The sequence below is a fragment of the Microcoleus sp. Pol12B3 genome, assembly GCF_036701355.1.
Classification (GTDB): domain Bacteria; phylum Cyanobacteriota; class Cyanobacteriia; order Cyanobacteriales; family Microcoleaceae; genus Microcoleus.
Genome location: NZ_JAUBQS010000018.1, coordinates 90,457 through 105,810 on the forward strand (window position 1 = coordinate 90,457; position 15,354 = coordinate 105,810).

10 protein-coding genes are annotated in these 15,354 nt (G+C 45.8%); 6 read left to right on the forward strand and 4 right to left on the reverse strand.

Annotated elements, in window-relative coordinates; translation table 11 throughout:
- Positions 1 to 421 precede the first annotated feature (421 nt).
- Both QUA53_RS11750 and QUA53_RS11755 read left to right on the forward strand, forming a co-directional pair.
- Entirely contained in the window at positions 422 to 2,347 is a 1,926-nt protein-coding gene (locus tag QUA53_RS11750; RefSeq protein ID WP_333097202.1) for an ATP-binding protein, read from the forward strand.
- A 252-nt stretch (positions 2,348 to 2,599) separates the two neighbouring features.
- Positions 2,600 to 3,130: a hypothetical protein gene (locus QUA53_RS11755; RefSeq protein ID WP_333097200.1), complete on the forward strand. Its 531-nt coding sequence runs from the start codon at positions 2,600 to 2,602 to the stop codon at positions 3,128 to 3,130.
- 118 nt (positions 3,131 to 3,248) lie between these two features.
- Here the strand turns inward: QUA53_RS11755 and ilvD are convergent, their stop codons facing one another.
- Positions 3,249 to 4,934, reverse strand: a complete 1,686-nt coding sequence (gene ilvD, locus QUA53_RS11760; RefSeq protein WP_333097198.1) for a dihydroxy-acid dehydratase — start codon at positions 4,932 to 4,934, stop codon at positions 3,249 to 3,251.
- Between the two features lie 413 nt (positions 4,935 to 5,347).
- Here ilvD and QUA53_RS11765 point away from each other — a divergent pair, with 413 nt between their 5' ends.
- Both QUA53_RS11765 and QUA53_RS11770 read left to right on the forward strand, forming a co-directional pair.
- Positions 5,348 to 6,190: a pentapeptide repeat-containing protein gene (locus QUA53_RS11765; RefSeq protein WP_333077249.1), complete on the forward strand. Its 843-nt coding sequence runs from the start codon at positions 5,348 to 5,350 to the stop codon at positions 6,188 to 6,190.
- Positions 6,191 to 6,270: 80 nt separating this feature from the next.
- Complete coding sequence (locus tag QUA53_RS11770; RefSeq protein ID WP_333097196.1) at positions 6,271 to 7,134, forward strand: sulfite exporter TauE/SafE family protein; 864 nt, start codon at positions 6,271 to 6,273, stop codon at positions 7,132 to 7,134.
- Positions 7,135 to 7,217: 83 nt separating this feature from the next.
- On the opposite strand, the gene QUA53_RS11775 is transcribed toward QUA53_RS11770, so the two are convergent.
- On the reverse strand, positions 7,218 to 8,018 hold the full coding sequence (locus tag QUA53_RS11775; RefSeq protein ID WP_333097194.1) for a hypothetical protein: 801 nt from the start codon (positions 8,016 to 8,018) through the stop codon (positions 7,218 to 7,220).
- Between the two features lie 230 nt (positions 8,019 to 8,248).
- On the opposite strand from QUA53_RS11775, the gene QUA53_RS11780 reads away from it, so the two are divergent.
- Positions 8,249 to 8,575 (forward strand): hypothetical protein, encoded by a 327-nt coding sequence (locus QUA53_RS11780; protein ID WP_333077206.1) that lies wholly within the window; start codon positions 8,249 to 8,251, stop codon positions 8,573 to 8,575.
- Between the two features lie 59 nt (positions 8,576 to 8,634).
- Positions 8,635 to 9,174, forward strand: a complete 540-nt coding sequence (locus QUA53_RS11785; RefSeq protein ID WP_333097192.1) for a GIY-YIG nuclease family protein — start codon at positions 8,635 to 8,637, stop codon at positions 9,172 to 9,174.
- A 254-nt stretch (positions 9,175 to 9,428) separates the two neighbouring features.
- Here QUA53_RS11785 and QUA53_RS11790 read toward each other — a convergent pair whose 3' ends face one another.
- Together QUA53_RS11790 and QUA53_RS11795 are read right to left on the reverse strand one after the other, a co-directional pair.
- Entirely contained in the window at positions 9,429 to 10,751 is a 1,323-nt protein-coding gene (locus QUA53_RS11790; protein ID WP_333097190.1) for a response regulator, read from the reverse strand.
- 105 nt (positions 10,752 to 10,856) lie between these two features.
- On the reverse strand, positions 10,857 to 15,044 hold the full coding sequence (locus QUA53_RS11795; RefSeq protein ID WP_445304942.1) for an ATP-binding protein: 4,188 nt from the start codon (positions 15,042 to 15,044) through the stop codon (positions 10,857 to 10,859).
- Positions 15,045 to 15,354: the final 310 nt, after the last annotated feature.

The window sequence follows — 15,354 nt, forward strand, 5'->3', positions numbered from 1 at the left end:
CACTGCGGGCGCGATTTACGGCGTTGTAGCGCCAGCAGGACGGACAAGTGCGATGGTCCTCTTGCTGCAATTGTAGCTTGCACGATAACTCAGCTACAGCCGCTCACCCGCTGGAACCGCAGGCTGGTTTATTTGCATCTACCTACTTATTTATTCGGTGATTTATTCGATCGCAAGTGGAGCCATACTTTTTTATTAAGAATAAAATATCACATGAAGTATCCAGAAAGCCGGTTTATTCAGGTCAGTGCCTCCTAGAATGTCCGAAAGCGGAAACGAAAAACCGGGTTTATTAGGCAGGGTAAAAGCATCCTAATTCACAAAAATTATCAAATTCAGTATCCATGCGGTACTCTCAAATCAGCCGCGAGTTAAGTTAGACTGAATTGTCAGTGCGTGAATAATTCACAGGTTAGCATCTATGCAGCTCAAACATCTGAATCAGCCTTCACAAGAACTCTCTACCTCTTGCGAGCATAAGATCAAAGAGAGCCAGCCACTAAAGCCCAATTATTTCGCTCACATAGCCCGTTCCTTGGGCAACCTCAGTATTCGCGACAAAATCAGCAGTGGGTACGCACTGGCTCTTTGTGTTGCGATTGCGGGAACGACTGTCGGGATGTTGGCGGGCAATCATTACTATCGCAGAACGAACAATCAAGTACATATCGATCGAGAAAGTCAGCTTTTAAATAAGTTGCAGGTGGCTTTACTGCGAATGCAAAACAGCCAAGAGGGGCTGATTTACTGGATCGAAAAACCGCAACTTTTTAACAGCAAATATGGACAGCTACAAAACAATATTTACAATTTGAAGTTGTTGCTCTCTGACGCTAAAAATCCTAAATACCTGGAAGATATAGAAGGCATAGAAAAATTTAGACAAACTTGCGATTTGTTATCTAATTATATAAATCGACTAGAAATAGTTAATAAAAAAATTAGTAAACTGCCAAATAACCCCGCTCAACAAAGTGTTAAACGTAAGTTACTGTCGAATTTAGATCGAGATAAAATAGGGTTGCAACTAGATAGGGCGGTCAATGATATAGCAGAAATTATCGATCGCGCCCAAGAGCAAGAAGATGCTGGGCGGGAGGCTCTGCTGCAAGCGCAGGCGCTGCGGGTGCAAATAATTTTGGGTAGCATGGCATTGTCGATCGTCGTTGCAGCATTGCTAGTGGCCTTGACCAGTCGGGCGATCGCCAAACCTCTCGCCGCTGTTACTAAAATTGCTCAGCGAGTAACTGAAGAATCTAATTTTCAGTTGCAAGTACCAGTTACCAGCAACGATGAAGTGGGAGTATTAGCAGCTTCGCTGAATCAACTGATTCAGAAAGTAAATCAGTTGCTAGAAGAATTGAAATCTGAACAACAAAGCCAGATACTTCAAAATGAAAAAATGGCAACTTTGGGGCGGATGTTAGCCGGTGTTGCTCACGAAGTTAACAACCCAATCAATTTTATCTATGCCAATATCGACCCGGCGAGACATTATGTTGAAGATATTTTAGATTTTCTCAAAACTTATGAAACAGAAATTCCCACCCCCCCTGCCGCAGTGCTGGCAAAAGGCGAAGAAATAGACATCGATTTTCTCAAAGAAGATTTGATCAAAATATTTGACTCGATGCAAGTAGGCGCTGAAAGAGCCAAAGCTATTATCTTAAGTTTGAAAGATTTTTCTCGTCTTGACGATGCAGCCCCTCATCCCGTCGATTTGCACGCCTGCATAGACAGCAGTTTGCTGATTCTCAACAGCCGCATCAAACAGGGCATTGAAGTGGTGCGAAATTACGGGAATATTCCGACTGTTGAAGGCTATATGGGTTTGCTTTACCAGGTATTTGTGAACCTTCTGAATAATGCACTAGATGCTGTGGAAGAGAAAGCAAAAAGTGAGAAATTCAGGTCTGATGAGGTGAAAAAACAATCGGCTTCGGAGTCACTCCAGGAAGCATCGAGTTTTACGCCGAGAATTGTGATTGCTACAGAATACTTGGACGACGATTCAGTAGTAGTGCGAATTTCTGATAACGGTATGGGAATAGCGCCAGAGAGTCAAGAAAAAATGTTTGAAACATTCTTTACTACTAAACCGAGAGGTGTAGGTACTGGTTTGGGATTGGCAATTGGTCGCGAAATTATCGTCAAGAAACACGGCGGAACAATTAACTGTTGGTCGGAGGTAGGAACGGGGACGGAGTTTTCGATCGCCCTGCCGATTAAGCAGGAGGATTCAATGCAAAATGCGCTCTTACAACCTCCAATTGCTCGTGAATATAATTCCCTCGGCAACGAGAACGTACCAACCAAGCCCGAAAAAAGAGGAACTGTAAAAACTTAAAAATTATTCGTTTTTATCCCTGTTTCAAAAAAGAATGCAACTCCAAGCAAGCTCGCCACTTTGATGTCAGAATTCATTCCCGATTTAACATCTAAAATCTAAAATTTAAAATGGTATGAGATTGGTTACTGACTGGCTGTCGCTCCCCCACTCAATGAGTGATAATACCCAAATCAAAACTATTTTCAGTAATCTTGAAAAACAGGAGTTGCTATAATTTAAAGTTGAGCAATCACTGTACGGAGCGAAATTATGGGACTATTTGACCAAATTTTGAGCGCGATCGACAATCCCAACCAACAAGCAAGTCCCAATCAGTTGGGCAACATTATCGGTGCGGTAGAGCAGTTGAGCGGCAACCAGGGCGTCGATGCGGGCACGACTCAGCTAGCAATGTCGGTTTTGGGCGGATATGTGCGATCGGCATTGCAAGACGTGCGATCGCAGTCAGGAGACGCACAAGCTCAACAACTTGTCAACCAATTTAGCGGCACAAATCCCAATCCCCAAGCAGTACAGAGTTTGTTCGGAGCAGGCCAACTGACGCAAATAGTAGCCGATATCGCCCAAAGAACCGGTTTGAATAACGCCACAGTGCAAGCGATGATACCTGTTTTGGTGCCGCTCGTACTGAATTTGCTACAAACCGGCGGCAATGCTCAAAATCCAGCCCTGGGGGGAAATCCCGTTTTGAATACGTTTTTAGATGGAGATGGAGACGGCGATGTAGATATTACTGACGCAATGTCGATGGCTAGCCGCTTTTTGAATCAGCGAAGTTAATTTGAGAATTTTGTAACTGCAGATATCAGCGGATGGACACAGATGAAAGGAGATTGGATTTTATCTGCGTTCCTCTGTGTTTATCTGCCTTCATCTGCAGTTACAAAAAATTCCAACTTTAACCCAAACCCAAATCAGTCACAGCACCGACACTGCTAGAAGAAACCAACTTAGCGTATTTAGCCAAAACGCCCTTAGTATAGCGAGGTTTAGGAGGCTGCCAAAGAGCGCGCCGCTGCTCCAATTCTGCATCAGAAACATTGAGCTGCAACAAGCGATTTTGAGCATCAATTGTAATCGAATCGCCCTCTTTTACCAAAGCAATTGTTCCGCCAACTTGTGCTTCGGGTGCAACGTGACCGACCACCATTCCGTAAGTTCCGCCAGAGAAGCGACCGTCAGTAATTAACCCGACAGAATCGCCCAAACCGGCGCCAATAATTGCCGAAGTTGGTGCTAACATTTCGCGCATTCCCGGCCCGCCTTTGGGCCCTTCGTAGCGGATGATAATCACATCTCCGGCTTGAATTTTGCCCGCTAAAATTGCCTCTAAACAATTTTCTTCAGATTCAAATACCCGCGCCGGGCCGGTAATTTGCGGTTTCTTAACGCCACTAATTTTAGCAACGGCTCCTTCGGTTGCCAGATTTCCTCTCAGAATTGCTAAATGTCCTTGGGCGTAAAGCGGGTTGTTCCAAGAACGGATGACATCTTGGTCGGTGCGGGGTTCGGCTGGAATATCTGCCAACACTTCAGCCACAGTTTGACCGGTAATTGTCAGCGCGTCTGGGTGCAGTAAACCCTTTTCTAGCAGCATTTTCATTACTTGGGGAATGCCGCCGGCTTTGTGCAAATCGGTTGCTACATATTTGCCGCTGGGTTTGAGGTCGCACAGCACCGGCACTTTCGCTCGAATAGTTTCAAAATCGTCGAGGGTCAGTTCAACGCCGATCGCATTGGAAATGGCCAATAAATGCAGCACAGCATTGGTTGAACCGCCGATCGCCATAATTACCGCGATCGCATTTTCAAAGGCCTTGCGAGTCAAAATTTGGCTCGGTAACAACTGTTTGCGGATCGCTTCCACCACAACTTTTGCAGATTCGGCAGCGCTGTCAGCTTTTTCGGCATCCTCAGCAGCCATTGTCGAAGAATAAGGCAAACTCATGCCCATCGCTTCAAAAGCACTCGACATCGTATTTGCTGTGAACATTCCGCCACAGGAACCCGCACCCGGACAAGCTTTCTCTTCCACTGCTTTGAGTTCTGTTTCGTCAATTTTGCCCGCGCTGAATTGACCGACTGCTTCAAAAGCGCTGACAACGGTTAAATCCTGTCCGTTGTGGTGTCCTGGTTTGATCGTGCCGCCGTAAACAAAAATAGCAGGAATGTTCATGCGGGCGATCGCAATCATCGCCCCCGGCATATTTTTATCGCAACCGCCGACAGCCAGCAACCCGTCCATACTTTGGCCGTTGCAAACAGTTTCGATGGAATCAGCAATTACATCTCTCGAAACCAGAGAATATTTCATCCCTTGAGTTCCCATCGAGATTCCGTCGCTGATAGTAATCGTACCGAACATCTGTGGCATCGCGCCGGCTTCCCTTGCACCCGCAATAGCCCGCAAAGCGAGGTCGTTCAATCCCATATTGCAGGGCGTAATCGTGCTGTACCCGTTGGCAATCCCCACAATCGGCTTAGTGAAATCGCCGTCACCAAAACCGACTGCCCGCAGCATTGCTCGGTTGGGCGCGCGCTGCACGCCCCCAGTCACAGCTTGGCTTCTCAAATTTTCAGGCATTTTAAAATTTCCTTTGTCTGTTGACAGTTGACAGTTGACAGTTGACAGTTGACAGTTGTCAACTGCCAGCTCGCCCAAAAACGAATACAAGTTTCCGATAATCGTCGTGGTGAGCCCATAATTTTAGACCAAAGTTCCGGCTCCCAGATGAATCTGTGGAGCAAATCTAAAAATCTAAAATCTAAACTCGACTGACTCAGTGCCGAGCGCCGAGAGTTTTACCCTATTGTTGATTTTCTCAGAAGCTTTGATATTTGTCAGACCTTTTAGGAGGCAGTGGCACAGCAGTGTCCCGAAAGCAGTGCAAAGATTCTACAGATAGTACAGCGTGCAGAGTGAATACCGTAGTTATCTGGGATGATGTGGTAACACCCATCACTCTAACGTTTAAAAAAAATTGCGAGGCGAATGACATGGAGGCCGATCGAATTCTGAGGCAATATGCGGCCGGAGAAAGAAATTTTCGAGAGATTAACCTCGTCGGGGCCGACTTAAAAGGGGTAAACCTCAGCGAGGCTAACTTTACCAGAGCGAATTTCCAAGACGCAAACCTCAAAGGCGCTAACCTGACGGGAGCGAACTTGCGTGAGGTGAAATTGGCAGGGGTGGATATGACGGAAGCCAACCTCAGCGAAGCAAATCTCATCGGTACCGATTTGAGCCGCGCCAATCTCAGCGGGGCTAACCTGATGGGAGCCAACCTGCGCGGCTCAATGGCAAGAGAAGTCAACATGACCAAGGCTAATTTGACCGAAGCTAACTTGACCGAAGCCAACTTTACCGAAGCGAATTTGTTTGCGGCCAACTTAACCGACGCTAGCATGATTCGCATTAATTTGATGAAGGCAAATTTGAGTTGGTCAACTCTCAAAGCGGTAAACCTGACAAATGCCATCCTCAGCGAGTCGCTTTTAGAAAGAGCTAACCTGAATCAGGCAATTCTCAGCGGGGCGATGGTGAGCGGGGCCAACTTGGCTGGTGCAGACTTGCGCCAAGTAACGATGGTGGGAGCTAATCTGAGCGAAGCTAATCTGAGCAATGCTAATTTGAGAGTTGCTAATGTGAGTTGGTCAACGCTGGCAAGAGCTAATTTGAGCGGAGCTAATTTGTACCGGGCCAAGCTGTGCTGGTCTAATTTTAGCGGGGCTGTTTTGGTGGAAGCGGTTTTGATTGACGCTAATCTCAATCGAACTAACTTCCGCGATGCAGATTTGAGGCGGGCAATTATGCCCGACGGCACGACTAATGATTCTTAAAATTTGATTGTTGACTGTTAACTGTTGACTGTTGACTGTTGACTGTTGACTGTTAACTGTTGACTACTGACTAATGACTAATGACTATCACTGAATTATTGATGTTGGGTGCGGCGGGAATTTTTGCCGGAATTCTAGCTGGATTTTTGGGTATTGGCGGCGGTACGGTGCTCGTGCCTTTGTTGGTAGCTCTCAAGTATGCCCCGGTACAAGCGGTTGCTACTAGCGGTTTGTCGATCGTCATTACAGCTATTTCTGGCAGCATCCAGAATTGGCGCATGGGCTACCTCAGCTTGAGCCAAGTCGCAGGCATCGGATTTCCCGCCGTCATTACAGCACAAATCGGTGCTTATTTGGCGGGAATATTTCCGCCTTACTTGCTGTTACTTACTTTTGGGTTGTTGCTGTGGCTCAATATTTATTTGATTGAAGTTCGCAAGCACCTGACAGCTAAGAAGAAAGCGGAAGCAGAACCAGAGGAACTAGGAGTAGAAGCCGGAGAAGGAGACAATGCTCAATTACCTATTACCAATCACGAATTACCAAATAATTCTAATATTTTATTCAATCCAACGTTTGCTAAAATTGCTACCGGCAGTGCGGCGGGTTTATTAGCGGGTTTGTTCGGCGTAGGCGGCGGGGTAATTATGGTTCCGCTGCAAATTTTGCTGTTAGGAGAAAGCATTAAAACCGCAATTCAAACCAGCTTGGGCGTCATCGTCATCACGGCAATTTCGGCGACGGCGGGACACGCGGCGCGCGGGAATGTTTTGTGGGTTGTGGGGTTAATTCTTGGCGGTGGCGGTTTGTTGGGCGCGCAGGTGAGCACGCGGTTTTTGCCGAGATTGCCCGATCGTATTGTTAGTTTAGCTTTTCGATCGCTCTTGGCAGTATTATCGATTTATGTTTTCTGGCAAGCTTGGCAAAAATTTAGTAATGGGTAATTGGTAATGTGCGCGCGCAGCACCCTACGAAAGAATCCGGGAAGGTACGCGCGCAGCACCCTACGAAAAACTAATAACTAAGGCTAATTTGCTGATAGTTTCTTCACGGCGCGAGTCAGACGCTGCAAATAAGGCTTGACAATTTCTTGATTTTGTCTCTGCAATTCGGAAACTTGCTGCTGCAACTGCTGAATCTCGGTTTGCAGCATCCCTGTGTCTATTGTGGGTCGATCGAGCAAGTCCTGCAATTGCTTGAGAGAACCTTGGATTGTATCGAAGTCTACTTCGTTCGATCGCTCCTGTAACTGAGCCGTAATAGTTTTAACTTCAGTTAACTTTTCGCCCATCAATAAAAATCGGACGTTGACATTTTCCCAATCATGCTCTCTGAGGGCGCTAGTTTCCAAAATGCGGAGTTTTTGCTGCAAATCGGACAGAGTGGTGTAGATTTCCTGAGAGTCAGCCGGCAGCGCCTGGGCTTGGCGTTCGAGGGAGGCTACGGCAGCTTGTACCTCGGCGATGGCGCCGGATTCCAAGCCCTGGAGTTTCTGCCGCAAGTCGGAGACGGCGGTGTAGAGTTCCGCAGGTTCTCCAGGTAGTATCTGAACTTGCTGCGAGCGACGTTCTACTGCAGCCTGTACGTCCGTAATCGCAGAATTTGCCTTTTGTTGCATTTGTTGCTCGAAACGCTGGCGATTGGCGAGATTCAGCGAAAGTGCTGCGGTTAAGGGGGCGGCAGCGTAGACAATTTGGCCAGACAATCCTGCAGCAATCGTGCCAATCGCTGAACCAGCAACAGAGGCGTATTCTACCAATTCTAGCCAGTCCGGCTGGTTCGGGGCACTTCTGGAAGCTGGGAATGATGCTTTTTCAATCTTCTGCATAGCCTTTTAGTCGTAGTCGGATAGATGGCGATACGGACATGATAAAAGCGATCGGCAAATAAATCAGGGCTATTTGTCAAAATTTCCTGATTGTGGTATTTTTATTGACCTCGTGCCGAATACCTTCTGCCTTCAAAACGGTCAGTGTCAGGTAAAATTCAAAATAAGTCGATCGCTCAAAACACTTAACCGATAACCATTCACCGCCGTCTGTCAGGAGTATAGAGAAAATGGGTCTTAAGATTATTGAAAGTTACGATAGCAGTTTTGTCCTCGAACCCGATGCTAAAACTGCACTGTTCGGTTTGTTAACCGGTGAAAGCTTTGTCAAACAAGTAGCGCTACAATTGCAATGCTCGCGCATTGAGTTTGCCGAGTTACTTTTTCAGCCAGTCCCTTACAGCAGCGAGACGCCGAAGGGAATGCCTGCGGAATTTGAAAAGTATCACGAATCGAGCGATTTTGCGATCGTCAACGTCCCGCCTAATTTCATGTTCCAAGCCAAAATATTTAAACCCAGCCGTCTCTGTGCAATTTATCGAGTTTTCAAGAGTTAAGTAAAGGCTGGTTAATCTGTGGTTTAATCTAAAATCTAAAATCTAAAATCTAAAATCGGATGACAGAAGACATTCAATCTCTCGCCAGCTTAGAATTCATTCCATACATAGACTCTGAGGGAAAATTACCCGATTTTGTCCACGGAAAAATCGGCGTTTACGCGATTTTTGACAGCGAGAAAGTCCTGCAATTTGTCGGCTATTCTCGCGACATTTACCTCAGCCTCAAACAGCATTTAGTACGCCAAACCCAATATTGCTACTGGCTGAAAGTCCAAACTATTGACAAGCCCAGCCGCACTATTCTAGAAAGCATTAGAGAAAGTTGGATTGCCGAAAACGGTTCCCAACCCCAGGGTAACGGTGCCGATGCTGCCAAGTGGAACGATCCCATCGACACCAAAACAGTAATGACCGCCCAAGAAACAGCAAATTATGAAGGTATCTTCGCCGATGAAATTGCTAAAGATAAATTGTTGAAAAATGTCGCGCGGCGCGTGGAAAATGAAATTTTATCGCTATTGAAAGATCGCGGCGTAACTGAAGAAATCCGGTTTAATCCCAAGCTAAAAACTAGCGGATTGCTGGATTTAAAGTAAATACCGCTCACCCGGCAGTGCGCCAGGGAATGAATTCCCTGACGGACTGGCGGAATATCGGTTTTACCTTAAGTGAATACCAATAAGCTGTTGCGGCATTGAAATTGTGTGTCAAAAAAATCAAAGTCTTGTGGGGTGTCCCGCCCGCCATGAATATACAATTTAAATGCACTACAGCTTAATGCCGTTTCCCTACAGATGCTCGCGTACAATCTATGTGATATATTCTCTGGGTTTGATTAAATTTTAAAAGGTTAAAATTTAACAGATATCGGAATCTGCAAAATTAACTCGGTTCCTCGACCCGGAGCAGAAATACAACTGATTTGACCTCGATGTTTTTCCACTACAATATCGTGACTGATTGCCAACCCTAATCCAGTACCCCGGCCTACAGGCTTCGTAGTAAAAAATGGGTCAAATATCTGGTGGCGCACTTCTTCACTCATCCCACAACCGTTATCGGCAATGTTAATCACAACGGATTGATTGTTTGGAGTGGCTAATATTGAATCGTGATTGTGCAGCGCAGCTTCTGACTCAAAACCTACTGAAGTGCTGATGGTAATTTTTCGGGGAGAAGGTTGAGTTTCCAGGGCATCAATAGCATTACTTAGCAGGTTCATGAACACCTGATTTAACTCACTGGCGTAACAAGTGACTCTTGGCAGTTGGCTGTAGTTTTTAATGACTTCTATCTCACCCGCTTTGTTTGCTCCCTTCAACCGATGCTGCAAAATAACTAAAGTATTGTCAATGCCTTCATGAATATCCACTGGTTTGTACTTTTGTTCGCCAAGGCGGGAGAAGTTCCGCAAAGACATGACAATTTCGCTAATCCGAGAAGCACCTTCTGTCATCGAATTCAGCAGTTTTGGATAATCCTCTGCGATGAATTCGGGTTGAATCTCGTCCAATTCCCCAATAATTTCTGCAACGGGGTGGGGGTAGTAATGTCGGTACAATTCAACGAGGCGAAGCAAATCTCGCGCATACTCCGCCGCTAGAGCAATATTGCCGTAGATAAAGCTTACGGGATTGTTGATTTCGTGAGCAATTCCTGCCGCTAGCTGACCTAAAGAAGCCATTTTTTCTTTCTGTACTAACTGAGCTTGAGTTTTCTTTAGTTCAGTTACGGTTTGTTCGAGTTCTTTGGCATAGGATTGGGTTTGTTGGAACAACTGGCGCTGCACGAGTTGATTTGAGACGCGGGCGAGAACTTCTTGTTCGTGAAACGGTTTTGTGATATAATCTATACCACCAACTTCAAATGCTTTGACTTTATCTAATACTTCATTCAAAGCACTGATAAAAATAACTGGAATATCTTTGGTTGTGGGAGAAGCTTTTAATGCTTCGCAGACTTTGTAGCCGTCCATACCGGGCATCATGATGTCGAGCAAAATCAAGTCAGGAGGAGTTAACTCGATCGACCGCAGCGCTAGTTTGCCGTCGGGTGCGGTGCGTGTTTTGTACCCTTGCTGCGAGAGTATTTGAGCTAAAAGTTGCAAATTAGCCGGAATATCATCAACAATTAAAATATTCCCTTTTAAGACGGGAGTTGGTTCGCAATTCATATTTAGTTGGGTAAAATAACCTTTATAGGTTTGTAGTGAGTACGATCGCCCGATGGGGTTTTATGAGGACGATCGTACTCACTACAAACCTATCTCATATCCTTATTATTTTGCTTCGGGATGGATGAGAGCTAGTATTTGATTGAACTGAAACTCATTAGCCAATGTGGCTAGAGCGCTAGCTAAACCGTCATGGCGATCGCGAATTTGCTCAATTTGGATCAGAATTAACTCTAAATCGCACTCAATTGTGGCTTTCTCTAAAGCTGCCAGCCAATCTGCAGGTAAAACTGCCAGAGTCTCTGGAGTAGGAACCTCGGTTTGATTTGACTCGGGAACACTCTCCGGTTCATCGTAAATGTAACGCACTCCCAGATGTTTGTGCAGGGTGGCAAAAATTTCTGTATCTCGAAAGGGTTTGTGGATAAAGTCATCGCAATCATCTGATACAGTAACGCTTTGCCCTTCCTCGGCGTTACCGGCACTCACGGCAATAATTGCCGTAGCTTGACCTTTAACGGTGGCTTTAATGCGTTTGGTCGCTTCATGTCCATCCATCACGGGCATCCACATATCCATAAAAATTAAGTGTGGCTCAAAACTCGACCACATTTCAATAGCTTCCATGCCATTGCTGGCTTCTTCGAGTTCAAAGTTAAAGCCAGCGAGGAGTTTGATCAGCAGTTGGCGGTTGTCCGATCGATCGTCCACAATCAAAATACGATAGCGCGGCTGGTTGCGTTCCATGGCTATCACTCGACGCGGTGGCTCTACGGGTTGAGTCGCCGGGGCATCAACGGCACTGACGGGGATATCAAACGCGAAGGTGGTGCCGCGTCCTACTTCACTGCGTACAGTAATCACGCCGCCCATCAGCTTGACAAACTGTTGGCTGATAGCCAGCCCCAAGCCTGTTCCTTGCTGAGATTTGGTTCCTGTTTTGGTTTGCACAAAGGCTTGGAAAAGCTTATCTAACTCATCAGGAGCCATGCCGGAGCCAGTGTCTTCTATTTCAAAATGTAATTGGTAATTACTGATTGGTATTTGCTGCTTTTCACTCTCCCTCACCGCACTTACTCTTAGCGCAATACTTCCTTCTTTGGTAAACTTAATCGCGTTAGAAAGCAGATTAATTAAAACTTGACGCAACTTAAGTTGATCGGTTTGCACGTATTCGGGAATTTCGCTAGAGCAGTCAAATATTAACTGCAATTGTTGCTCCATTGCCTGGAGTTGAAACATCTCTTCCAAATCGTTCAACAGGCTGCTTAATTGAAAGTCTGTTGGGTTGATTGTAATGCGTCCCGCCTCTATTTTGGCTAAATCTAATATTTGATTAATTAGAGCGAGCAAGTGTTCTCCGCTGCGGTTGATAATGCGGATATTTTCCTGTTGTTCGCGAGTGAGGTTGGTAGAGCGCTGCATCAATTGGGAGAATCCCAGAATTGCGTTTAGCGGGGTGCGAAGTTCGTGGCTCATATTTGCGAGGAAAGTGCTTTTGGCAAGGTTTGCGGCTTCTGCGGCCCAGGCGGCTTGTTGAAGCTGCACTGCTTGCTTTTGAGTGGCTTCGAGCAATTGAGCTTGTTGTAAGGCGACTCCCAATTGGGTGCTAATTTGCAGCCCAATGTTGATTTCTGCTTCGCGCCAAGTGCGGGGTCCAGAATTTTGATAGCTGGCTAGCAAACCCCAAAGTTGACTGCCGCAAAATATGGGGAAAATAACGTAGGCTTGAGCTTGAAATTGTTTTAACAGTTCTAGGTAACAAGGACTCAAGCCAGCGCTGTATATGTCTTCAATTATGCGGTAAGGAACGCCTCTAGCGTACATACCGCCTTGATTTTTTTGTAGATAGGTATCCAGCACTGGTGTACCGCCGGCTTGCATAGTTTTCACGGTACAGCGAGAGTCTTCGACGAGAGTGTTTGGCACACTAAAATCGTCAGGTTGCATCAGAGATATCCAGCCGGCAGCCATTGATTCGGCAACAAATTCTCCGCTCCAATCAGGATTAAAGCGATAGATACCGACACGATCGCATTTTAGGGTTTGTCGCAGTTCCGAGGTTGTGGTTTTGAATATTGTGTCAATATCTAAGGATTGACGGATGCGATCGATCGATCGGGCGATGGCTTGTTCTCCCCGGGCGCTTTCTCGCAAAGCTGACTCGGCTTGTTTGCGATCGCTAATATCCAAGACAGTGCCGAACAAACGGATCAACTGCCCTTTTTCATCATAAACAGGTTTCCCTCGAACTTCTATGTAACTGAGCGAGCCATCTCTTCGGATCAGCCGCAGATCAATTTCAAAGCTTTGTCCTGACATAGCTTGCTCGCGCACAATTGCCAGATAGCGCGATCGATCTTCTGGATGAAAACGCTGAATTAATTGTTCGGTTGGCAGCGGTTTTTGAGTAGGATCTAGCTCATAAATGCGATATAGTTCCTCACTCCAAGTAGTTCTTTTTGTGGCGATATCGTGTTCCCAACTGCCAATACGAGCAATTTTTTGGGCTTCCAGCAGTCGGGCTTCCGCCAACTGGCGATCGCTAATGTCGCGGGCTACCCAAACCGCAGAGCTATCCGACAGCGGCGAAATTTTAGCAGCAAACCAAACTTCTTGGTTATTAATCTGCAGACTGTAATCAAAACTAATAGTTTGTTGAACTTCCAATGCCTGTAGAACTTGAGCGAAATAAATCTCCTCGCTTTCCTCATCAAAAAATTGTTCGATGATGGAGTCGATCTGATTGGTGTGATAGTTGTATTGAAAGATTCCTTTTGTAGGTATAATTTGGATAGTTTCTTCTTCCACATCAAAAATCAATACAATATCTGTAATAGACTCAAATATTTTCACAAATTGCTCAGTAGAACTGTAAAGTTTTTGTTCGAGCAATTTGCGACCTGCAATTTCAGATTGTAAGAGTTCGTTAGCACCAGCTAAGGCGTAGCTACGTTCGGAAACTTCGGTTTCTAAAGTGCGATTGTAGTCGCTTAAGATTTTTTCATATTGTTTGCGCTGTGTGATGTTATAAAAAGCATTGATGGCATAAATAATGTTTCCGCCTTCGTCGAAAATGGGTGTGGCGCGCACCTCAAAAGGAATAAATTTCCCCTCTCGATAAAGTTCTATATCTTCAAGGAATACGGTTTCGCCGCGCAGTGCTCGGAATGCGGGCAGTTCTTCAATTGGATACGGCTGGTTTTGGCGGTACATTTGATAAACTTCTACTGCTTCTTCTAAAGTCGCATCGGGGATAGTTTCTACGCCGAGCCAATGCTTGGCAGTTTCGTTGAAGTACACGACTTTACCGGAGGCATCGTGAATAGATACTCCTGCAGGTATGGCTTCGATAAATTGCTTGAGTTGGCTCTCGCTGTGCGCTAAAGCTTCATTTAAAGATTTTTGGTCTGCAAAAGCCTGTTGCAGTTGCACTGCCATAAGATTGAAGGAGTGGGCGAGTTCTCCGACTTCATCCAAGCGTCTAATTTCTAAAGGTCGATCCCATTCTCCTTTTGCAAGATTTTTGGCGGCGGTATTCAAGCGCATAATTGGTTTTGTCACCCAACGGGAAGTCAACAATCCGATCGCGATCGCCAGCGGCAGTGTACCGGTCAATAACCACAATGTGTTGCGCGTATTTGCTTGAATCGGCCCCATGAAATCAGACTCTGGCACAACCACCACAATCAACCAATCCAAACCACGGACATCTCGATAGGGAGTGAGGCGGACAAACTGCCTCTCGCCCTTGTTCGCCAGGGTCAATTTCTCGGTTGTTTGCAGGGTGCGGAAGTTACCAAATCGGTTGGCGAGTTGTCGAGCAATATCTCGCGTTCGGGCATCCTTGCTGTTGGTGGCTAGCAATGGCGTCGGTTGCTTTTTTGTTGCGGGCGTCACCAAGGGTGTTTCTAGTGTCGATGTGGCAATCAGATTGCCCGATCGATCCATAATAAAAGTTTGTCCTGAAGCCGAGAAGTGCAGCCTAGCCAGAAAGGTATTGATTGCCGAAAGTCCATTATTATCGCTGAGGCGATCGCTAATTCGCTCTGCTACTTGTTCGATTAACTGATGCGCCACATCCTCGACTGATTCCTGACTACTTTTGAAAGAAAGATAGCCCACTAGCCCAACTACACTTACCGTTTGCAAAACTAACGGAACAATCAGAACCGTTCGCAGCGGAAGCTTGCTGAAAAATTTGGCGGTTAGGCGGTTGAAGTGATAAATGGGCATGGGCGTAAACCAATTGCGCTGATAATCGTATTTTAACTGCTGTAGCGTGCCTTTCACGGCAATTGGCGCGCCCTAAAAACTGGGAAAATTGCCGCCCGGTTTAATACAGCAAACTACTAGCGAAGATTGGGCGCGGATGGGAAAATTTGATTCTGTTAGTTCTGTTTCTAGCTGTTGGAAATTTGATTCATTGTTACTTGCAAAAACTGTGATAAATTTTCTAATTGCTTTGCGTATATCGGTCATCATGTGGTTAATAAAAAGGCAGTGGTGGCGGGTTTATAAGATTGTAGATTATGGGCAATTATTATTGGTAAACCCGCCCCTAAAAGATTTAACATCATACAAATCCGAATCAAACAGAAAC